This is a genomic window from Collinsella sp. An2 (assembly GCF_002160065.1).
Classification (GTDB): domain Bacteria; phylum Actinomycetota; class Coriobacteriia; order Coriobacteriales; family Coriobacteriaceae; genus Limicola.
On sequence record NZ_NFJW01000001.1, the window covers coordinates 148,553 to 170,927 of the forward strand.

Below are 22,375 nucleotides of genomic sequence, written 5' to 3' on the forward strand. Positions count from 1 at the left end.
TGATTATGGGCTGTAACGAAGGCCGCTCCGCCACGGCGGAACCACTAGGAATCCCAGCGGATGCCCGGGCGTGGGTCGAGGTCGACCCCTCCGCCCTTGCGGCCAACTATAGGCGCATCGTTCGCGTGCTGCCATGCGGCTGCGAGGCGATGGCCGTGCTCAAGGCCGACGCCTACGGGCACGGCGCCGCGGCGGCGGCGCGGGCGCTCGGGGGCGCGGGGTGCCGATCGGCATGCGTCGCCACCCTTCAGGAGGCCGTCCAGCTGAGGGAAGCGGGGTTCCCCGGCTCCGTCCTCGTGCTCGGGTGGACCCCGCCCGAGCTCGTCCCCGTCGCCGTTCGGTACCGCGTCGCGCTCGCCGCGGCGGACGAGGAGCACGCCCGGGCGCTGGCGGCCTCTGCGGAGCGGTCGGACGTCGAGGCGGTCGTCCATCTCGCCGTCGACACGGGCATGCACCGACTCGGGATCGCCTGGGACGACCCTGATGCTGTCATCCGCGCGTTCCGCCTGCCCGGCGCGCGGGTTCGCGGCGTGTTCTCGCACCTCGCTGCGGCAGACGGGGCTACCGCGCGCGACCAGCGGGCCACGACCGTCCAGATTCAAAGGTTCTCGCGGCTCGCGAGCGAGCTTAGACGCCGCGGGCTCACCTTCTGCGCGCATCTGGCGAGCAGCTACGGAACCCTGCGCTATCCCTGCGCGTGCTTCGACGCCGTGCGCGTCGGCATCGCCCTCTATGGGGTCTCGAGCGCGCCTGATGAGCCCCTGCCGGCGGAGCTCGGCCTCGAGCCCGTCCTCTCCCTGCGCGCCCGCGTGGCGTGCGTGCGTCGCGTCCCGGCGGGCGAGGGCGTGGGATACGGGCTGCTGGACTCCACGCCGGCCGAGCGCTGCATCGCGACCGTCGCCATCGGCTATGCTGACGGCGTCCCTCGCTCCCTCTCCGGTTCTGCGTCGGTTCTCGTTTCCGGCGCGCGCTGCCCGGTGGTCGGCCGCATATGCATGGACCAGCTGATGGTCGACGTGACCGGCGTCGGGGGCGTGTCGCCCGGAGACGTCGCGACCCTGATTGGCCGCGACGGTGCGGGCGAGATTCGCGTCGAGGAGGTCGCCAAGGCCGCGGGAACCATCAGCAATGAGGTGCTCTCTCGTTTGGGAGAACGTCTTCCGAGGGTTGTCGCCGCTTCTGCCGTTTCTGGTTGAGATGCTGCCGGACGCCTGGACTTCTCCCAACAGACAGCCATAGCGTGGCGCCGCCGTGTTCATTACATCCGGCGGAATACGACGTCTCGGTGGCACGACACGGGCCTCGAGATTGAACCTGTATAGCGCACACCCTGTCAGGCCGCCGGGGCCCATGCGTGCGTCGCACTCGTAGCGCGAGATGCCTATGGAGAGCCCCACGGTTCCATCTCTCCCATTTCTTTCGCATTTCTAACACGGGCATGTGCCGAGTGCCTGGTTTTCATAAGCACATAGCGAGAGCAACATGCTCGAGAAATCTGCAAACGGTCGCGACAACTCTGTAGAAGGAGCACTGCGGTAGGGCATGAACGTCTCCCTTTTGGTATGAATGAGTGGAGGGGACAACGGTATGTCGCTGAGCAGCGTGTCTTTGCGAATAACGCCCCTGGTAGTCCGCCCTGGTCGAAAAAATCGATGAATCTTGTCCATTTCTGACACGGCCTTTTAATGGCGGACATTTTGCACGGTTTGGTTTATGGCGCGCGCATATGGTGGAGGTGGGGGAGGAATGGACGATGACAACGAGAAGACAATCGACCGGGAAAGCTGGCAGGGGAGAGCAAATCAAGCGACTCGGTGGCGCTTCCTCCGCCGACCGGCCGGTGAAAGGCGTAGATGCGCTTCCTATGGGAGCGGGTTTCACCGTACGTAGAACGCGGCTTCTTGACGAGGTTCTGACATACGACGCGAGCGGCAAGGCGATTGTGGTCTGTGCTCCGGACAATTTTGGGAAGACGGCGTTGGTACTGCAGATCGTCGACGAGGTGCGTACAGATCCCAAGCGCGGCGCCGCTTTGCTGATCGATGCACACGATGCGCAGGTAGATGAGCTGCTGATGCAGTTCGATGATGCGGAGGGCCTTTTCGAGCAGTCCGACCATCCGCTTGTTGCCATCGACGGCCTCCCCCGCTTTGAAAAGAAGCAGGCGCGCATGATTGCAGCGCGGCTTCGAGAGCTGCGCAGCCGTGGCTGCGGAATCGTCGTGGCGTGCGGGCCGTCCAACCAGGCCTTTCTGAAGGCGTTTGGAGATTCGGTCAAAATAACGCCCCGGGCGCTGCTGGTTGGACCGCATGAGTACTCAGACTGGGCACGCGCGTTCTCGTTGCCCATCGACCTTGACATATATCGGCTGACTCAAGGGGTCCCGGCGTTGGTCGCGGGCCTTAGGGGGACAAAGGCAGGCGCGCAGGAACTTCCCCGGCAGTTCAATGCGTGCGTATTTGACGTCTATCAGGCGGTTCTAAAAGATCTGGCAGGCTGGAACAAACAGCTGCTGGGCATGGCGTCGCTCATGATGTTGCTTGGTAACGGGTCGCTGGCAGACATGGGGCGCTGCGGCCCAGGCCTCTCGACGCAGCAGGTATCGGCATTCATGCATGACTATCCAGTGTTTGGGGTCGACCCCGCGCTTCAAACCTTTGCGTGTGTGGACGGGGCTCCCGAGGCGATGCGTCGTCTGTGTGCCTCGATCGTGCGGGACGAGCCCCGGTTGGCGCGGCGGGCGGTCAAGACGCTGGTGAAGCTGGGCCGCATCGACCGTGCGACCGCGTTGGTTGCGCGCCTGTTAGAGCCGGACGAAGCGCTCAAGACGGTGCTGGCGTTTCCGACGGACTTTTCCCTTGCTGGACACGCGCAGCTGGTGATGAGGCTGCTCGCTGTTCCTAGGGACCGGCATGAGCCCGCCCGTCCACGTGAGCTTACCGCGCTCTATGTGGCGTCGATCATGACGGGAGACCTGAGGTCGGCGCGCTCCGCGGCCTCGCGGCTCAGCCGGCTGGCCGAGGACATTGAGGCGGAGGTCGACCGGCTCGACTGGCAGCGGGCGGAGGCAGTCAATGCGGCGTGGGGAGGCTCCGACGGCCTGGGGCTGCCGAGTCTGCCTGGCGATGCTGCAGAGGAGCGGGACGCTGCGAGCGACCTTCTGCTTTTGCACGCGCAACTGCTGCGCGCCGTGGTGCGCCATGAGGACTTGCCGGATGTGATTCCCGCCGAGAGGGCGCAACCTGCCGGCGTGGAACTGGACCTGCCGCGTCTTTTGGTTGCGGCGGACCGCCTGCTGGGCGAGGCGATGCTGGGCGTCACCCTGAGGCTGGACGACCGAGATGACAAGATGGAGAAAAGCCTCGAGGGCCTGGCGGCAGGCGAGCTCTCCTGGGTCGGGGCTCAGGTGCGTCTTGCCGTCGAGGTGAGGCGCTTGCTGTTGGGCATTCCGGTGACCGACAAACAGGCCTTTGCCGACGTGGGCACCGTCTTCGTTCGTGCGACGAACCAGGAGATGCAGTTGTTCTGTCTTGTCCTCGAGGGCTGGCAGTCGCTTCTGGACGGGGAGGTGGCAAACGCCGGGTTTCGAGGACGGCAGGTCGCCCGCCTTGCCGGGGAAGACCTGCAGTTCTTGTTCGACTGGGCAAAGCTGCTCGAGCAGGTGGCGTACCTCAGAAACACTTCGCGCGTTACGGTTCGCGAGGAGGCCGCCCTGCTTGACCTGCAGCAGCAGAGCGTCACGCCTCTCTATGCATGGCGGGTCGCGTTGACGCTCGCGGCGGCGCGCATGGATGCCGAGCTCTCGGCGTGGTACTCGCTGCAGCGCCCTGCGCTCATGGAGCCGTCGGTTCGCCTACTGGCACGGCTGGCGCTCGATGCGCTGGGAGATCGTTCGGACGCGATGCGCCGGCTCATACCGCACGGCCTGCTTTCGAGCTATAGCAACCTTGCGCCTGCGGGGGTGAGAAACGACAGCCTGTTTCAGCTGGTTGAGCGACCGCCGGCCGATGACGACCAGGTTGAGATCAGGCTCTTCGGAGGATTTCGGGCCGAGCGCGGCGGCCACATCATGCTCGACGACCTGTGGCGGCGCAAGAAGACGAGCATCCTGGCCGCCCGCCTTGTTCTGGCGGAGGGGTCGTTCGTGCGGCGCGATGTGCTGGCCGCCGAATTTTGGCCGCAGCTGTCGGAAGAGCGGGGGCGATGTAACCTGTATACGGCTCTTTCCGCCTTACGCCATGCGTTAGGACAGCGAAAGGAGGGCGTGAGCTACCTCATCACCCAAGGGGACGGCATTGCAATCAACACAGAGTACATCTCATCCGATGTGATGGTCTTCAATGCCCTCGCGCGCCAAGTGTTGCTAAGAAGAACGGGCGTGAGCGCGCCGCAGCTTATCGAGCTCTGCCTCAAGATTGAAGAGGTCTACTGTGGCCCGCTCTATGTGCCCGACCGGGATGCTCCGGCGTTCTTTCGCAACATGCGCAAGGTGATGCAGAGCAAGTTTATCGACTGCATGATGCGCGGCGTCGATTTGGCGATTGACGAGCAGAACGTGACGGCGGCAATCTGGATGGCCGAATCGGCCTTGCGCCACGATCCAGGGCGTGAGGACGTGGTGCGTGCGGCGATGCGCGTGTACGACATGGATGGTCGCAGGCGCGAGGTCGAAGAACTCTACAAGCGCCACGGACTCTACCTGAGCGAACATGGGGACGGCCTTCCCGAGCCGGAGACGAGAGCGCTTTACGAGCGGATTATGCAGCGCTTGAGCCGGCGCAGCTCGGCGTCGTAGACGAGACGCATCGGCTTGGTTTGGAAGGAAGGGCAAACAGAAGGCGCGCCGCCGCGGTCGTGCGACGGCGCGCCTGCAAAGACGCCAAGAAGCCCTCGTCTTCAACGGATTAGACGAGCTTGATGTGCTCGATATCCTTGCGCTGGGACAGGCGGTACAGCGAGAACTTGCGGCCGATAACCTGGACGACCTCCGCCTGGCAGCGCTCGGCGAGCTCCTGGGCCGCCTCGCGCGCCTCGAGGCTCGAGGTGTCCAGGACGGAGCACTTGACGAGCTCATGCGCCTCAAGCGCCTCGTTTGCCTGCTCGACGGTGCCGTCGTTCACATCGCCCTTGCCGACGATGATCACGGGGTTCAGGTGATGGGCGAGGCTGCGGAGCTGTCGCACCTGCTTGCCGGTCAGTGCCATGGGTATCCTCCTTCTTGGGCGATGTCGCGCCCTGGTTCCTTGTAGGTATCGCCGCGAGATGCGCGGCCGGATTCGTCGCGCCCAACCTTACCGCATGCCCTATGCAACATGTGACCCCGCCTGCCGGCTTCGTAAAGAAAGCGGAATGCATGTGACGCGTCGCTGAGCTGCGGGACTGTGTCCGCGCTGTGCATGTCGTACGGTAATGTGACTCAAGAAAAGCAATATATAGTGTAACCGTTTGCAGAAAAACACAAGATATTGGATTGACGCTTGCTAGAATCGACATCGGCTGCTGTTTCTGACCGCGTCTCCCGCAGCGCGTCCACCTCCCCTTGGCGTGTCCGCGCGGGATGAGACACTTGACCCAACCGATGGAAAGCGAGGACCGCTATGGCAACAAAGATCGAAGAGCTTGTCCAGCGTCGGTTCACCCGTGCCCTCGAAGAGCCTCAAAACGCTGACAAGACGGTGTACGACTTATTCGAGTGGACGAAGCGTGACGTGCACCTGACCGATTACAAGACCGGCAAGGTGCTGTGCGACATGCACGACCTTGAGTTTCCTGCCCAGTATTCGCAAAACGCCGTGGACATCATTGCCTCGAAGTACTTCCGGCGCGCCGGGGTTCCCGGTGAGGGACACGAGACCTCGATGCGCCAGGTCGCGCATCGCATGGTCGACTTCTGGGTCGCGGCACTCATCGACGAAGGTCTGATCGAGGAGGGGGAGCAGTCGCAGATTCTCTACGACGAGCTCGTCTACATGCTGCTTGACCAGCGTTTTGCCCCCAACTCTCCCCAGTGGTTCAACACCGGCCTCAAGCGTGCCTATGGCATTTCGGGAGAGCCGCAGGGCATGTACTATGTGGATCCCGATTCCGGCGAGGTGGTTGAATCCTCCGACCAGTACACGCGCACCCAGGCGAGCGCCTGCTTCATCGTGTCGGTCGAGGACAAGCTGCTCGGCGAGCACTCGATCTCGGACGAATATGTGACCGAGACCAAGCTGTTCAAAGGCGGCTCGGGAACCGGTTCGAACTTCTCCGCCCTGCGTGCGGAGGGCGAGAAGCTGTCGGGCGGCGGCGTCTCAAGCGGCGTCATGAGCTTCCTGCGCGGCTTCGACCGCAATGCCGACGCCATCAAGAGCGGCGGCACGACGCGTCGCGCCGCTAAGATGGTCTGCCTGGACATCGACCATCCCGACATCGAGAAGTTCATCACCTGGAAGGCGCGCGAGGAAGACAAGGCCCTTGCCCTCATGAAGATGGGCTACGACGGCGACATCAACGGCGAGGCCTATGCCACCGTGTCGGGTCAGAACTCCAACAACTCGCTGCGCATCGATAACGAGTTCATGGCCAAGGTGATGTCGCTCGATGAGCATCCGGATGCGACCTACATGCTCAAGGGGCGCGTGGACTCGTCGCTTGACCGCGAGGTTTCGGTGGCGCACATCTGGGACATCTTCAACGAGAGCGCCTGGCGCTGCGCCGACCCCGCACCGCAGTTCTCCGACACGTTCAACGAGTGGCACACCTGCCCCGGCGGCGAGGACGGTGTGGTGGGCGCGAGCTACAACCGCCTGAACTCCACGAATCCCTGCGGCGAGTACGCCTTCCTGGACGATTCCAGCTGCAACCTGGCATCCATCAACGTCTATCGCTTCTATGACCCGGAGACCGACACCTTTGACGTCAAGGGGTACGAGCATGCGATCGACCTTATCCAGCTGGCGCTTGAGGCGTCCATTGCATGGGGGCAGTTCCCCACGGAGGATATCGCGCGCAAGACGTATCGTTTCCGCGCCACGGGCCTGGGTATGTCGAACCTCGCGAGCCTGCTCATGGCGAAGGGCATGCCCTACGATTCTCCCGAGGCTCGCGCGCTGGCCTCGGCGCTTGCCGGCGTGCTTACCGGCCGGAGCTATGCGGCGTCGGCCATCATGGCGCGCAAGATCGGTCCGTTCGACTGCTATGCCATCAACAAGCGCTACATGGCGCGCGTGATACGCAACCATGCCCGCGTTGCCGGAGCGCGCACAGATGCTTTCGAGGATCTTACCGTCGAGCCTCCGATTGTCGACTTCGATTTGCTGTCGCAGGCAGGGGAAAGCGAGCTTGCGAGCGCCCTTATCGAGTCGTGGACGTTCGCCGAAGAGCTGGGCGAGCGCTATGGCTATCGCAACGCCCAGGTGAGCGTCATGGCGCCCACCGGGACCATTTCGTTTGCCATGGATTGCGCCGCGACTTCGATTGAGCCGTTCTTCAGCCACATGGCGTACAAGAAGCTCGCCGGCGGCGGGTTCATGACCATCGCGAACCCCGTGATTGGGGACGCCCTGCGGCATCTGGGATACACGGAGGATGAGGTGCAGGACATCCTCGCGTACGTTCAGGCCACCGACGAGAACGGCATGATCGTCGACGGCAAGATCGAGGGCGCGCCTCATCTCAAGCCTGAGCATCTGCCCATCTTCGATACGGCGAACATCTGCGGCAGCGGCGAGCGGTATATCTCGCCGCGCGGCCATGTGCTCATGGTCGCCGCGCTCACGCCGCTCGTGTCGGGTGCCATTTCCAAGACGGTCAACCTGCCCCACTCCGCGACGGTGCAGGACTTCAAGGACGTCATCATGCTGGCGTGGCAGACCGGCGTGAAGGGCATCACCCTGTATCGTGACGGCTCCAAGAACGCGCAGCCGCTGAATACCACCCTGGCCGACGATCACGACGAGAAGGACCTGGGCGAGCTTTCCTATGCGGCGTTGCTCGACTATGCGCGCGACGCCCAACGCCAGCTGTCCCAGGCGGTGCGGCCGGCACAGCGCAAGCGTATCGTGGGAATTCGCAACGGGCGGACCCATCTGGCGCAGATCGATGGCGTGAAGATCTACACGACGGTGAATCGCAACGAGGAGGGAAAGATCTCGGAGCTGTTCGTGACCACCGATCGCGAGGGCACGACCATCATGGGTCTGCTGAACTCCCTGTCAAAGACCATCTCGGTCATGTTGCAGTATGGCATCCCCGCCGAGAGCATTTCCAAGATGCTACGAGGCCAGATGTACGAGCCGTATGGTTTCGTCCAGAGCCATCCCAACATCAAGTACGTGACGAGCATCTCTGACCTCATCTCCAAGGTCATCGACATTGAGCTGGGGGATTACACCCGCGTGCAGGTGAAGCCTGAGGGCTGGGGGCAGATTGCAGGGGCTACTCCGGCACCCCCTGCGGCCGTGCCCCGTGTGGCGGCATCCGATCCGGATGCGGAGCCCGTGGCGACCGAGGAAGAGATGACGCGTCTCACCGCGATTAAGGAGCAGGAACTTCAGGAGGAGACCGGTTCGGTCGATACCGGCGACATGTATACCGTCGCATTCATTTCTGAAGCGGCGCACGATGCGGCGCTGCACGGAGAGCGCCTGTACGACGGCAGCACGTGTCCGACCTGCGGCAGCTCGCGCATGGTGCAGAACGGGACGTGCAAGGTGTGTATGGATTGTGGCACCACCACCGGTTGCTCCTGATGCGGCCTGCCGTAGCACCCGACCTTGCCCTTCAATCGTCGGTCGCCGCCGCTAGGCGTGCTCCCTCCTCTTTCAGGGCAATCTCGGGCGCTACGGCAGTCCGCGCACGGGGCGCTCCTCTTTCGGGCGAATCTGCGGCACCTGGGAAAGCCGCGGCTAGGGGGAGGGCGCGTCTCTCCTCTGGCGTTGTTCGCCTCCGTTGGGTGCGCTCCCTCCTCTTTCGGGGTGATTTCGGGCGCTACGGCGGATCGCACGCGGGATGACGTCTCTCGTGTCCGGTTTTAGTCCTCTCCGGCTTGGCATCTGCGCCGGCCGCATCCGGCGTTCGCCCTGTTTTGCGGCAATGCACACGCATGCATCCTATATGGTGGCAATCCACACGCTCAGGCCCCCTTTTAAGGCCTTTGAGCGTGTGGATTGCCACAATTCTTACGTTGGGCGTGTGAATTGCCACAGTTTGCGTGCCTGCGTGAATCGCTTCCACTTGTCTTGCCGCATGTCGAACGGTCCGAAACAAACGAACGCGTGCAGTCTCCAAAAGACCTGCTCTCACCACCTATTTGACAGAAAAGGAAAAAAAGGAAAAGATAGGAAAAAAAGGAAAAGACTGCCTGGGCGAAAGGGGACGCTGTGATTCGCGATACGATTTTTTCACCGTCGTTCGGCAATCGTCCCGCTTATCTCGTGGGACGTGAACAGATCCTGCAAGGTTTTCTTAATGGACTGTTATCGATGCCGGGAAGCAAAGACCGCGCTGTTGTAATGCTTGGGCAGCGAGGAAGCGGCAAGACGGTTCTGCTCTGGGAGCTTGCTGATCGTGCTGCCGAGCGCGGATATGTGGTGGCAACGCCGACTATTGTTTCTGAAGGCATGCTCGAGCGTATCGTGGAAAAGATTCAAGAGCACGGCTCTCGTTACGTTGGAACGCCAACGCAAGCCCATATTTCCGGTGCGACCGTTGGTGCTTTTGGTTTTTCAGCTGGACTTGAATTTACCCACGAGGTGCAGGAAACCAAAACGCCCGAGTTTAAGCTGACCATGCTAGCTCGTCGGCTTTCTCGCCAAGGGCATGGCATTCTCATACTTATCGATGAGCTGCAGGCAAACTCTCAGGAGGTGCGCAAGCTCGTCTCTGTATATCAAGAGATGGTGGGAGAGCGCCTTGATGTTGCAATTGTGCTGGCGGGGCTACCAGGGGCGGTTTCGGCAACACTGAATGACCGAGTTTTGACGTTTCTCAACAGGGCTCGTAAAGTAAGTCTTCCACCGCTCGCCCTAAACGATGTGGATGCGTTTTATCAGCGGGCATTTAGGGAGCTTGGTGTGAAACTGAGCGGCGAGTTGCGTGAACAAGCGGTCGAAGCAACTCAGGGTTCACCTTATATGCTGCAGCTGGTTGGTCACGGGATTGTTACGCGCGCATCGTCAGATGGAAGCATTTCTGATGACGGGCTGCGTGCCGCGCTCGAGTTTGCTCGACGCGATTTTGAAAATGATGTTTGTGAAACAACGCTCGCGACGTTGTCCGAACAAGATATTGCGTTTATTCATGCAATGAGTTTGGACAAAGGCCCGAGCGCTATGAAAGATGTGGCCGAACGTATGAGTGTCACGTCGGATTATGCGCAGAAATATCGTCGGCGGCTTATCGATGCCGGAGTCATCGAATCGGCTGGCAGAGGACGTGTCGTATTTGCCGTTCCATATCTGGATGATTATCTCAAGCGTCCTGAGTGACATGCGAGTTGACCGTACGCTTCGGGGGAGGCAACGGTATCGAATCCTTCAACTCTTCTGCGGTTGAGTCGCGCATGTGGGGCGTTTGAGGGGGTTGTGAGAAACCTCGTACAGGCAGGGCGGGGTGGTAAGCTGAGGGCGCGGTGCTTCTAAAATGTGCAGCGCTGTCTTTCACGGTAAGGAGCCGCCATGCCCGATAGCAACAGTCGTCCCTCCCGTAGTTCGTCGACCAACCAAAGTCCCACGCCTCGTCCTGCGGGCAGGCGTTTTCGTTCGTCAGACGCGCCATCTTCGGCAGAGACATCGGGTGTGCATGCGCCCATCAATGCGGCGGCTGCGGCAAAACATGCGGCCCATGCAACGCGGCCCGAGGATGAAGCCCGTGCACGTCGTGCCGCTTCGGGAACGCAAGAGCCAGCAGTTCCTGCAGCCGCGCGTCGGCAGAACGGCAAACGAACCGTCGCCATTGCGGTGTTGGTCGGCTGCGCGCTTGCGGCCCTCCTGCTGTTTGTGCTGGGCAACGCGCTACTTGGTGTCATGCTGTACGACGACCGGGCGGATTCGCTGGACACGGCTGCCCTCGTCGATGGAAATACCTCGGCAAACGGTGGCGATGCATCTGCGGAGGAGCCTCAGGGCGTGGCACGCTATGCCGATGGCGATACCATCGATGCAATGTCCTATACCTACTCCATCGCAACCTCCGAAGACGGACGCACGATCTTCGGTTATCAAATTCAAGGCTCCTCGGCGGCACCGATTGAGCTGCTCGAGGTCGCGGGCGACCCCGTGGGCTTTGTGATGAAGGACTACGTGTTCTACATCGTTTCCAATACGGAGGACGGTTTCTGCGTCCAGAGCATTCTCCACGCCGACGGCGGGGTCGCGTCCATCTATCGAACGGGCGATGTTACGGTCGAGGACATCGATCTGGATGGTTCGGACCTGGTGCTTACGGGAGCGGACGGCAACGTATACACCGTTGCGCTCGGCGGCACGGAATAGAGGATATGAAACGAGCAGCCGCCTCGTGCGGGGACGGCTGCTCAGATAGCGTATCTGCAAGACGGTGGGTGTCAAGGAACGCGGGTCGAGCGCTATGCTTTTAAACTCTGCAGCTCTTCTTGCATGTCGATGAACTTCTCGCAGACGATCTTCATCGTTTCGGCGCTCATCAGCTGATCTTCTGCATGGATGATCAGTGGCAAATACTTCACATCATCGGGTCCAAGTTCGCGGCTGAACAGCTTGAGGTGCGCGTCGTGTCCCTCCACGAAGCACTGTTCGCCCTCAGTGATCATTGCGCGTGCTCCCTCGATGTTGCCGCGTTCGGCCTCTTCGACCGCTTCCACGTACATCGAACGCGCCGTGCCGACGTTCGCGATGATTTGAAAGGGGAGCATCTCCATGTTGATGGTCTCTGCCGTGCCATCGGCCGTTGCCGAGGTGTCTGCTGGGCTGTTCGCCGAGGTGTCCATCGTTTCGTTCTCCGCAGTCGTTGCCATGTCTAGTCACCCAGCTTCTCTTTGACGAACTCGATGATCGCTGCGCCGTCCATCATGCCGTAGGCGCGCATGTCGATGACCTCGACGGGCTTTCCCGGGAGCTGCTTGCGCACCTTGTTGAGGTTGAAGCGAATCTGCGGGCCAAGCAGCACGATGTCGGCGTCAGGTCCATAGGTCCCGACTTCCGCCACGGAATATGCGGCAATCTCGCACGGGTATCCCTGGGCATCTGCCGCCTCCTGCATCTTCTGGACCATAACGCTCGTCGACATTCCCGCTGCGCAGAACAGTACGATCTTTCTCATGGTGCATCTTCCTTTCTATCTGCTGGTTGGAGCAGGTCGATGTGTTTCCCTGCAGAACAGGGTTTCTTCTGGTGTATGGAGCCTGTGCTATCTGTAACTCATTCGCTTTGGGTCGGCGCTCGGCGTCACTCGAACAGAGCGGCACCATTGGTTGCAATGACCCGCTTGTAGTAATCAAAGCTCTTCTTCTTGCGGCGTTCGAGCGTGCCGTGACCCTCGTCATCGCGGTCGACGTAGACGAATCCGTAGCGCTTCGACATTTGCGCGGTGCCCGCGCTCACGATGTCGAACGGTCCCCAGTACGTATAGCCCATAATGTCGCAGCCGTCCTGAATCGCCTCGTAAATCGCCTGCAGATGACGCCGCAGGAAGTCGATGCGATAGTCGTCATCGATGGTGCCATCGTCGTTCATGACGTCGTAGGTCCCCATGCCGTTTTCGGCAATGAGCAGAGGCTTATGGAACAGATCGGTGATCTCGTTGCAAACATAGCGCAGCCCCAGCGGGTCAATCTGCCATCCAAACGCCGTGCGCTCAAGGTAGGGATTCGGCTCCGAAATGAATCCGCCCGTGTCGCTGCCAGACTGCTTGCCGTGCTCGTAGGTGTTGCTGCGGTAGTAGCTAAACGAGATGAAGTCCACGGTGTTTGCCGCGAGCGCCTCAAAGTCCTCAGGCCGAGTTTCCAGGTGCACGTCGTTGTCTCGCCAGATGCGATGGATATAGGCGGGGTAGCGCCCGTTCACCTGCACGTCCATGAAGAAGTATTTCCGCCGGCGTCCGCAGTACGCTCCAAACACGTCCTCGGGGTTGCACGTTGCCGGATAGAGCGTGCTTGAATTCACCATGCAACCGTATTTGCAGGTAGGGTCGATGCTGCGCAGCATGGCCATGGCGTGGGCGCTTGCGACGAACATATAGTGCGCCGCCTGGTACATGGCTTCGGCCTCGTTCTCCCCTTCGGCGATACGGAAGCCACCTGCTACAAAGTAGTAATCCAGCAGGTTGTTCATCTCGTTGAACGATAGCCAATACTTGACCTTGTTGTGATAGCGCTTGAACACGGCCTGGCAGTAGTTAAGGAAAAAGTCGATAGTCTTGCGGTTACGCCAGCCGCCATACTGATCAACGAGGTAGAGAGGCGTCTCGTAGTGGGAGAGCGTGACGATGGGCTGAATCCCATGCTCGAGCATGCGGTCGAAGAGGCGATCGTAGAACGCCAGGCCCTCCTCGGACGGTTCGGCCTCGTCGCCTTTGGGGAAAATGCGGCTCCAGGCAATGGAGATGCGGAAGCAGTTCATGCCCATCTCGGCCATAAGATCCATGTCGTCGAGATAATGGTGGTAACAGTCGACGGCAACCTGGTGGGGATAGTACTCACCTGGAACCTGTTTGTCGATGTAGGGGCCGCGCACGCCATGAGGGGCCATGTCGGATACGCAGGGGCCTCGGCCTTCGGCTCCCTCACATTGATTGGCGGCGACGGCACCGCCCCACATGAAACCAGCCGGGAAAGTTTTGACAGCAGACATGATGAACTCCTTGGGAAGAGCAATGGATGTACGGGGGAACGTTGTGATGGGTGTGTCTGGGACGACGGACGGTCCAAGGTGGGGGGCGATGACCTTGGCGGTATCGCCCCGCGGAAATAGCGCTAGGCTGCCTGGTCCTGGCCTGATTCGGCTTCAAACGACTCTTTGTCCTGCTTGCGGAAGAAGGGGTAGTAGCCCAGGAACGAGATGACGACGATGACAAGCTGCAGCACCAGACCCTGCCATCCGCCAAGGATGAAACCGCTGATGAGGGGAGGCGTGGTCCAGGGGACCTCGATGGCTCCGAATGGCTGCACAAATCCCGTGAAGCAAGCAAAGTAGGTGAGCAGGGCGGCAGCGATGGGCACGAGGAACACGGGCACGATCATGCGGAAGTTGAGCACGATGGGGAAGCCGAAGAGCACGGGCTCATTGACGTTGAAGAGACTGGGGACGAGTGCAAGTCGGCCGAGGCTCTTATACCGCTTGGAGCGCGCAATGAAGGCCATGGCAAGCACCAGGCCGATGGTGCAGCAGGCGCCGGACATCGTGATGAAGTTCGATCGCGTCTGATAGGTGACCATGTAGGCGCCGTTCGCCGCGGTGAGTGCCATGCCGGCGTCGATAAGTGCCTGGTTGGCAAGGCCGTTGGCGCGCAAAATCGGGTTGGCGATGGAGTTGATGACCGAGCTGTGAATGCCGAATACCCAGAAGAGCGAGATGAGAATGGTGAGCACGAGCAGGCCGGGGAGCGAGCCCAGACCGATCTGAAGCGGTGCCTGCAACAGACTTACGAGCACCTCCGCCAAGGTTGTGGCAAGCCCAAAGCGCAGGATGGCGCATACGACGAAGGCGGTAACAATCGACAGGAAGCCGGGGATGAGTGCGCTGAAGGTGTTAGCAACACCGGCCGGAACGCTGTCCGGCATCTTGATGCGCCACCCGCGGTTGAGGACAGAGGTGTAGATCCAGCCCGTAATAAGGCCGACGATAATGGCCGTTGCCATACCACTGCCGCCCGACCACGTCTTGGAGATGACTCCGGTCACCTCGACGTCGCCGCTCGTAACAACCGAGGGGATGAGTACGAGGAAGTTGACGAGGCCGATGAGGCCGCACGCGAAAGGCTCGACGCCCTTGAGCTTGGCGTACTGATAGGCAATGCTCGCCGCCGACGCCATAGCGATGATGTCGAAGGTGTTGCTTGACACCTGGGTGAAGGGATATTGCCAGTCGGGTCCAAGAATGCCGGACATGATCTCGTTCCAGTTGCTGATAGGGAACGACGAGATGAGCAGGAAGATAGAGCCCAGCATCGTTAGGGGCAGGGTAGCGATGACGCCGTTTTTGAGCGCGTTGATTGCGGTGGTTGCGGCAAAGCGACCGATGAGCTCTTCTAACGTGGAGCGTATCTTTTCGAATGACTCCATGACGGTAACCTCCGATCGTGTGTGGATGCCAGGCGCGCTTCTGGTTTGACATCCTTGTTATAGCAAGCACGGAGGGTTGCCGTCTGCCGTTTTCGACAGCGTGGGAGCTGTTCCAGAGCGTGGAACCGCTTTCATGCCATGCGCCGCGCGCATGTCAATCGGATGGCTCTTGCAGCGTGTTGGATGTGGACTGGTTGGGCAGCAGAGATGCAAGTTGTGTAGCGGTGGGCTGCCGGGACCGGCTAGACGCAGAGATCTTGCGGGCTGCCTTGAGGGGTCGACACCTTGTTTGTCTCGAGGAGCTTACTGAGATGCATGACGGCAAGGTTGGCAAAGAGCTGCAGCGAGAGCGGTCGGCTGGCGGTGTTGTTGGCACAAGGAACCACAAAGACTCGGTCGTACGGGACGCACCGTGTGAGGCGTCGGTTGTTTGTGATGAGCACAAGATAGGGACGGTCGCTTGACAGGTAGTCAAAATGCGATTGGAAGTCCTGGAAGTACTTTCCGCCCGACGAGATGATGATGGCCATGCTGTCTTTTCCAGAGTTCAGGATGAACTCCTCCTGTTCGGGCATCATGCTGAAGCAAGAAACGTATTTGCCCAGCGAAGCGAGCTCGTATTGGAAATTGAGTGCGACCGAATGCGACTGCATCTGGCCGAAGATGCCGATGGTGTCGTGGCTAAACAGCAGCTGCGCCAGCTCTCCCAGGATTTCGGGCGTAGCATATTCACGCACTTTGAGCATGCAGTCAATCGCTTGGTCGAGGTAGGCGTCGGTCATCTCCTGCGCGTCGAAGCCGAGGTATTCGTCGAAGCGTTTGTAATCGCGCATCTGCACGTTTCGGATGCTTTGGACCACAGCGTTGAAGTCGGCAAAGCCGATGCGTCTGCAAAAGCGGCTGACCGTCGATTTGGAGACGAAACAGGCGTCGGCTACATCCTGAATGCCGAAGTTCGCGATGCTGTAGATGTTTCTGATGAGGTAGTCGGCGATGCGATAGTCGGCGGAGTCGACGTCGCTGGAGTTCAGGATGGCATAGAGTGCGTGGCGGAGTTTTTTCATAGGAGCCCTTCTCGTCAAAACGGCATCTATTGTGACACCGTCGTGGCTGAGCACCGACGATGAACTCGGCGGACAGGGATGAGTTTTCTGTCAGCGTTATCCGCGCCACGCGATTGGCTGCGATCGTGTGCGCTCTGCTTTGTCGGGGCGTTGCGGGCCGTACGCGGCTCGCGCTCTGCCAGCTGGCGTGTTGACGCAGTAGGGATGCCGGATGCGACGCCTATATACGACTGCTTATCGGCGTCCAGGCGATGAATGCCCAGCGAACAAGCCGGCGATGGTCTAGCATATAGCGGCCCTGCGGCCGTCCCTTCTCGCCCGGTTCTCCCGCTTGTGGGTTTTCAACCATATGCTCGGCGATGTAGGCGCGAAGCTCGGGCAGGCGGTCTTCGTTGCCTCCCTCAAGCATGCGCGCGAAGTCGGCGACGCCTGCCTCTAGAGAGTCAAAGGTGTCACGTCGCCAGGACTCGATGTAGCGCACCTCGGGACATGCGCCGAGGCCGATCAAGATGTTGAAGGCATACACGTAGTCGCGACTTTCGGTGACCGAGGCCCCGATCGCGTCCATGATATGTCGGTCCACGCGAGGGCTTGCGTTTGCAACGAGCGTGATGCAGCAGCGCCTGCGCGCGACGTGGTCAAGCTTGAGAAGAGCGGCTTTGAGGTCGTGCGTGGCGATCGACCGGCTGGCAACGGCCACGTCAACGCATTTTGGCGCAACGCCGGCAGCCTCCCAGTTTTCATCCCATGCAAGCAACTTGGGTTCAATGAGGTCATCGAGACCGTAGTGCTGCATTCCCTCTCGCAAAACTTCGAGCATGCGGGGCGAAAAATCGCAGGCGAGCACGGGGTGTCCGGCACGCGCGAACGGGATAGCAAGCGAGCCCGCGCCACACCCCATGTCAAGAACGGTCTTCCCGGTACCTACCTGGGCAAGTTCGATAAAGTCCCGGGCGTAGGGATGTGTCTCGCGCGGCTGAAAATGCCGGGCGCGCGCGTCCCAGAACGCGGGGCTGTCGGCGCTTCGCCGTTCTGCCTGCAGCGCCTTCCACTCCTCGTTCCAGTCTGTCGTAAGCAAGGTCGCCGTTGGTGATGGCATGCGCCCATCCTTCCCTGCTCGGTATTTCTCTATACGCTGACAGCACCTATGATACGGCGGCATGTTCTACGTCCGTGGCGGCAATTCTTTTGCCGGGGCGTGCGGGTGGTCAATTTGGTTGTGGCGTGGGCGCGCCGTTGGTAGGCTGCGGGCTGCTGTGGTCAATGTACCGGCGCTCTGGGCACGGCTTGCGTGGGAGATGGGTACCCGTGGTCAATTTCATAGAGTGCTGGGTAGGCTTTCGGCTTCGATATGCCTCTTGCAGGGGATGTTGTGAGGAGATGATGCCCAGTGGAAGCGCATTTTGACCAAAAGGCGCCGAACGGGTCGCGGGGCGTACCCAGACGGCGCCCATATTGACCAAGGGGTCATGCCGTGCGCATCGGGCGTGCCCAGCGGGCATTCATTTTGACCATCGTCGCGCCCGTTCTATGGCATGTGCAAAGAATGGCGCCCGTCTCGGTAGACACAAGACGGGCGCCGTGGCAAGTAGCTAGTTCTTAAGCGAGTTCAGCGGGGCGGGGAAGCGTCCTCCGCGGTGCGCGAACACCGAGCCAGCAAACTGGTTGACCGGCATGATCGGCGCGCGCCCAAAGAGGCCGCCGTACTCCACCGCGTCACCCACGCCCTTGCCGATGGCCGGGATGATGCGGACCGCCGTGGTCTTGTTGTTGATGACGCCGATTGCCATCTCGTCGGCGATGATACCAGCAATGGTCTCGACGCTCGTGTCGCCGGGGATGGCGATCATGTCCAGGCCCACCGAGCACACGCAGGTCATGGCTTCGAGCTTCTCAAGCGAGAGCGCGCCTGCTTCGACGGCGGCAATCATGCCGGCGTCCTCGGATACGGGGATGAAGGCACCGGAGAGGCCGCCGACCGAAGAGGTGGCCATGACGCCGCCCTTCTTCACGCAGTCGTTAAGCAGGGCGAGCGCTGCGGTAGTGCCGGGGCCGCCGCAGGTACCCACGCCGATGATCTCGAGGATGCGCGCGACAGAGTCGCCGATGGCGGGGGTCGGCGCAAGCGACAGGTCGACGATGCCCTTCTCGACGCCCAGACGGCGTGCAGCCTCGCGGCTCATGAGCTCGCCGGCGCGGGTGATCTTGAAGGCGGTCTGCTTGATCTTCTCCGCGACGTCCATCATGCTTGCCGAATCGGGCAGCTCCTCCAGAGCCGCCGCCATAACGCCGGGGCCAGAGACGCCCACGTTGATGACGGCATCGGCCTCGCCGCCGCCATGCACGGCGCCGGCCATGAAGGGGGAGTCCTCGACCATGTTGGCAAAGACCACGAACTTCGATGCGCCCACGGAGTCTTGGTCGGCAGTGAGCTCGGCGGAGCGACGCACGACCTTGGCAACCTCCAGCACGGCATCCATGTTGATGCCCGCTCGCAGGCTTGCCACGTTCACGCTCGAGCAGACGCGGCTCGTGCCCGCCAGCGCCTCGGGGATGGACGCGATGAGCCGGCGGTCGCTGCTGCCGATGCCCTTGTGCACGAGCGCAGAGAAGCCGCCCAGGTAGTCGATGCCGAGCGTCTCGGCCGCGCGGTCGAGCGCATGGGCGAGCGGCGTTAGGTCCTCGTCGGGACAGGCAGCAGCGATCTGCGCGACCGGGGTCACCGACACGCGCTTGTTCACAATGGGGATGCCGTACTCGCGCTCAAGGTTCTGCGCGGTTTCCACCAGGTGCTCTGCCGTGGTGGTCACGCGGTCGTAGACCTTGGTGCACATGCGGTCGAGGTTCTCATCGGCGCAGCTCATGAGCGAGATGCCCATGGTGATGGTACGGATGTCGAGGTTCTGCTCCGCGACCATGCCGCGGGTCTCAGCGATTTCTTGGGGCGTGATCGCCATGGCGCTCCTTATGTCGAGGTGGTGCGGCATCTACCTGCCGTCGTGGCACCTATTCTAACGTCCAGGACAGGTGACCGACGCGACAAGGAGAACGTGTCCGCAGCGTTTACAGGGAGTGAGGCAGCTCGAGGGCAACTTGGTCGGTTTAGGTCGTGTCCCAGTGCTCAGTGAGGTGGCTTGACCGGTTTAGGTCGTGTCACGGTGCTTGGCAAGAGTGCCCATGTCGTGTCGCATTGCGAATGCGGTATTCGAGTTGCGTGCGCAGTTCCAAAGTTGATAGAGGTTTTCGGCCATTTTCACCCTCTAAAGTGAGGGTTTTTGGACGAATCGTTCCCGCAACTTTTAGAGAGCGCACGCAACTTGCGTCGAGCGTACGTAACGTGAAAGAGGGGTACGCAACTCGCATTGAGGGTACGCAACTTGCACCGAGCGTATGCGACTTGCGGCTTACGAGAACAGCTCCTCGCAGATGCGGGCCGTCTCGGCGGCATCCTTGGCGTAGTAGTCGGCTCCGATCTCGCGCGCGTATTCGGGGGTGAGCACGGCACCTCCCACAATGACCTTTACGTCGGGCACCTCAGCATGCAGAAGCTCGACTGTCTTGCGCATAGCAGGCACCGTCGTGGTCATGAGAGCCGAAAGCCCCACCACGCGCACGCCGCGTTCGCGCACGCAGGCGAGCACGTCTTCGGGGTCTACGTCGCGTCCCAGGTCGAAGACCGCGTATCCGTAGTTTTCCAGCAGCATGCGCACGATGTTCTTACCGATGTCGTGGATGTCTCCCTTCACGGTGGCCAGGCACACGGCGCCCTTGCTAGTCACATCGTCCGCCGGCATGACGTCGCGGATGGTGTCAAAGCCGGCGCGTGCGGCCTCGGCCGATGCCATGAGCTGCGGAAGGAAGTACTTTCCCTGGTCAAAGAGGCGTCCGACCTCGTCGAGCGCGGGGATGAGAATCCCGTTCACCACGTCCATGGGATCGTTGGTGGCAAGGAGGCGCTCGACCGCCTCGCGCATGCCGTCGCGTCGTCCGGTAAGGATGAGGTGCTGCGCAAGCTCGGTGTCGCTTTGGGGCACGTCGGCCGCGGCCGTGGACGCGCCCGTGGACGTCGAGGCGTCCGCCGTGGCGCGGCCATCGCCCGCAGGCGCGGGCGAGGAGGCAGCGGCAGGAACCGCGCCGGAGGCGACCTTGTACGGGTCTGCCCAGGTGCCATAGCGCTCGATAAAGGCGCTCGACCCCTCGTCCTCGGCGTTGAGCACGCGGAAAGAGCGAACGACATCCATGTAGCGCGCAGACCCGGGATTCATGATGGGGGCATCAAGGCCCGCTCCGAAGGCTGCGGACAAAAACGTTGCGTTCATGAGCTCGCGTGCCGGCAGGCCAAAGCTGATGTTCGAGACGCCGAGCGTGCAGCGTACGCCCAAGCGAGCTCGGCAAAGCGCCACGGCGCGCAGAATCTCAAGCGCCTGGTTCTGGTTGGTCGATGCGGTCATGACCAGGCAGTCGATGAGGATGCGCTCCGGTCCAATGCCGTAGCCGGCGGCTTCATTCACGATGCGCTGGGCAATCTCGAAGCGGGCCTTGGCCGTTTCGGGTATGCCGCGCTCGTCAAGCGTAAGGCCGACGACGTCGGCTCCGTAGTGGGCGGCGATGGGCAGGATCGCGTCCAGGCTCTCGCGCTTGCCGTTGACGGAGTTGATGATCGGCTTGCCGGCATAGCGGCGCACGGCCGCCTCTACGGCGACAGGATCGGTCGAGTCGATCTGCAGGGGAAGCGAGACGGCTCCCGAGAGCTGCTCGCAGACCCGGCAGATCGTGTCGGCCTCATCGATACCGGGCAGGCCCACGTTCACATCCAGCACGTCGGCGCCCTGCTCCTGTTGGCTGATGCCCTGTCCAACCACGTAGTCCAGGTCGCCGTCGCGAAGCGCACGCTGCAGGCGTTTCTTGCCGGTGGGGTTGATGCGCTCGCCAATGACCGCAATGCGCTGCTCGTCTTGGGGGAGGGCCACCAGACGCTGGGCGCTCGTCGTCGTGAAGACGGGGTCCATGCTGCGGGCGATGGGCTCGTGGTTCTGCAGCACTTCGGCCAGCAGACGCATGTATTCGGGCGTGGTGCCGCAGCATCCGCCGACGATGGTCACACCGTCATCGACCATGCCGCGCACCGCCTGCGCATAGGCCTCGGGAGCGATGTCGTAGACGGTGCGTCCGTCTTCGATGCGAGGGAGTCCGGCATTCGCCTGCACGATGATGGGTTTTGCGGTGACGGCGAGCATGCGGCGGGCAAGCGGATGCAGCTCTGCGGGGCCGAGCGAACAGTTGATGCCGAGGGCGTCCACGCCCAGCGCGTCGAGCGTGACCGCCGCCACCTCGGGCGAGGTGCCCAGGAAGGTGCGCCCGTCGCCCTCAAAGGTCATGGTGGCAAAGATGGGGAGGTCGCTGTTCTCGCGGCATGCGAGTACGGCCGCCTTGATTTCTGCCAGGTCGGTCATGGTCTCGATGATGAAGAGGTCCACGCCTGCCGCTGCGGCGGCGCGTACCTGTTCGGCGAAGAGCTCGTAGGCCTCGTCAAACGAAAGCGTCCCCATGGGGCGCAGCAGGGCGCCGATGGGCCCGATGTCGCCGGCAACATAGCGGGCTCCCGACGCGCGGGCAATGCGGACCGCGGCGTCGAAAACCTCCTGGACCGTGGCAGCTCCGTCCAGCTTGTGCGCGTTGGCACCAAAGGTGTTTGTGGTCACGACCTCACAGCCGGCGGCGACGTAGGCCTCATGGACGCGACGGATAGCGTCGGGATGGGTGAGGTTGAGAAGCTCCGGCCGCTCGCCCGCCTTGAGGCCTGCTGCCTGGAGCATCGTTCCCATACCTCCGTCAAAGAGCAGGTGGCGCCTGCCCTCGAGCACGGCGCGCAGGTCGTCGTCTGCACGCACACGGTCGAGTGATCGCGGGGTGTAGGCGTAGCCCGCCTCGCGCGCGGCGGTGACAGGAGCGGCGGTATCAAGCGAGAAATCCATGTCGGACGTGCCTTTCTGTAGGTAGAGGCGAGACGTGCGCGGCGGATGCGGGCACCTGGCGGAGGCGACCGGAGTGACCGAGGGGGCAGGTCGACCAG

14 protein-coding genes are annotated in these 22,375 nt (G+C 61.7%); 5 read left to right on the forward strand and 9 right to left on the reverse strand.

The features are described 5' to 3' along the window. The first annotated feature begins 5 nt into the window (after positions 1-5). Together alr and B5F33_RS00660 are read left to right on the forward strand one after the other, a co-directional pair. A complete protein-coding gene (gene alr / locus B5F33_RS00655) occupies positions 6-1,196 on the forward strand; it encodes an alanine racemase (protein ID WP_158095264.1) in 1,191 nt (396 codons plus the stop codon). Between the two features lie 557 nt (positions 1,197-1,753). Beyond that, on the forward strand, positions 1,754-4,795 hold the full coding sequence (locus tag B5F33_RS00660) for a BTAD domain-containing putative transcriptional regulator (RefSeq protein WP_158095265.1): 3,042 nt from the start codon (positions 1,754-1,756) through the stop codon (positions 4,793-4,795). Positions 4,796-4,904: 109 nt separating this feature from the next. Here B5F33_RS00660 and yhbY read toward each other — a convergent pair whose 3' ends face one another. Further along, the gene (yhbY, locus tag B5F33_RS00665; RefSeq protein ID WP_087409868.1) at positions 4,905-5,204 is read right to left on the reverse strand and encodes a ribosome assembly RNA-binding protein YhbY; all 300 of its coding nucleotides are present in this window, start codon (positions 5,202-5,204) and stop codon (positions 4,905-4,907) included. A gap of 393 nt (positions 5,205-5,597) precedes the next feature. Between yhbY and B5F33_RS00670 the strand changes: the two genes are divergently transcribed. The 3 genes from B5F33_RS00670 to B5F33_RS00680 all read left to right on the forward strand — a co-directional run bounded on the left by B5F33_RS00670 (position 5,598) and on the right by B5F33_RS00680 (position 11,474). Then, positions 5,598-8,732, forward strand: coding sequence for a vitamin B12-dependent ribonucleotide reductase (locus B5F33_RS00670; protein ID WP_087409869.1), 3,135 nt, complete (start codon positions 5,598-5,600; stop codon positions 8,730-8,732). A 630-nt stretch (positions 8,733-9,362) separates the two neighbouring features. After that, positions 9,363-10,469 (forward strand): ATP-binding protein, encoded by a 1,107-nt coding sequence (locus tag B5F33_RS00675; protein ID WP_239284637.1) that lies wholly within the window; start codon positions 9,363-9,365, stop codon positions 10,467-10,469. A 189-nt stretch (positions 10,470-10,658) separates the two neighbouring features. Beyond that, the gene (locus B5F33_RS00680) at positions 10,659-11,474 is read left to right on the forward strand and encodes a hypothetical protein (protein ID WP_143757905.1); all 816 of its coding nucleotides are present in this window, start codon (positions 10,659-10,661) and stop codon (positions 11,472-11,474) included. Positions 11,475-11,566: 92 nt separating this feature from the next. Here B5F33_RS00680 and B5F33_RS00685 read toward each other — a convergent pair whose 3' ends face one another. The 8 genes from B5F33_RS00685 to B5F33_RS00720 form a co-directional block, all read right to left on the reverse strand. After that, positions 11,567-11,974, reverse strand: a complete 408-nt coding sequence (locus tag B5F33_RS00685; RefSeq protein WP_239284639.1) for a PTS lactose/cellobiose transporter subunit IIA — start codon at positions 11,972-11,974, stop codon at positions 11,567-11,569. 2 nt (positions 11,975-11,976) lie between these two features. Beyond that, positions 11,977-12,279, reverse strand: a complete 303-nt coding sequence (locus B5F33_RS00690) for a PTS sugar transporter subunit IIB (RefSeq protein WP_087409871.1) — start codon at positions 12,277-12,279, stop codon at positions 11,977-11,979. Between the two features lie 125 nt (positions 12,280-12,404). Continuing rightward, on the reverse strand, positions 12,405-13,808 hold the full coding sequence (locus tag B5F33_RS00695; RefSeq protein WP_087409872.1) for a family 1 glycosylhydrolase: 1,404 nt from the start codon (positions 13,806-13,808) through the stop codon (positions 12,405-12,407). Positions 13,809-13,930: 122 nt separating this feature from the next. Continuing rightward, complete coding sequence (locus B5F33_RS00700) at positions 13,931-15,238, reverse strand: PTS transporter subunit EIIC (RefSeq protein WP_087409873.1); 1,308 nt, start codon at positions 15,236-15,238, stop codon at positions 13,931-13,933. Between the two features lie 242 nt (positions 15,239-15,480). Continuing rightward, the gene (locus B5F33_RS00705; protein WP_087409874.1) at positions 15,481-16,302 is read right to left on the reverse strand and encodes a MurR/RpiR family transcriptional regulator; all 822 of its coding nucleotides are present in this window, start codon (positions 16,300-16,302) and stop codon (positions 15,481-15,483) included. A 220-nt stretch (positions 16,303-16,522) separates the two neighbouring features. After that, on the reverse strand, positions 16,523-17,401 hold the full coding sequence (locus B5F33_RS00710) for a class I SAM-dependent methyltransferase (protein WP_087409875.1): 879 nt from the start codon (positions 17,399-17,401) through the stop codon (positions 16,523-16,525). Positions 17,402-17,894: 493 nt separating this feature from the next. Then, the gene (locus B5F33_RS00715; protein ID WP_087409876.1) at positions 17,895-19,259 is read right to left on the reverse strand and encodes a PFL family protein; all 1,365 of its coding nucleotides are present in this window, start codon (positions 19,257-19,259) and stop codon (positions 17,895-17,897) included. A gap of 447 nt (positions 19,260-19,706) precedes the next feature. Continuing rightward, a complete protein-coding gene (locus tag B5F33_RS00720; protein ID WP_087409877.1) occupies positions 19,707-22,277 on the reverse strand; it encodes a homocysteine S-methyltransferase family protein in 2,571 nt (856 codons plus the stop codon). Positions 22,278-22,375 lie beyond the last annotated feature (98 nt).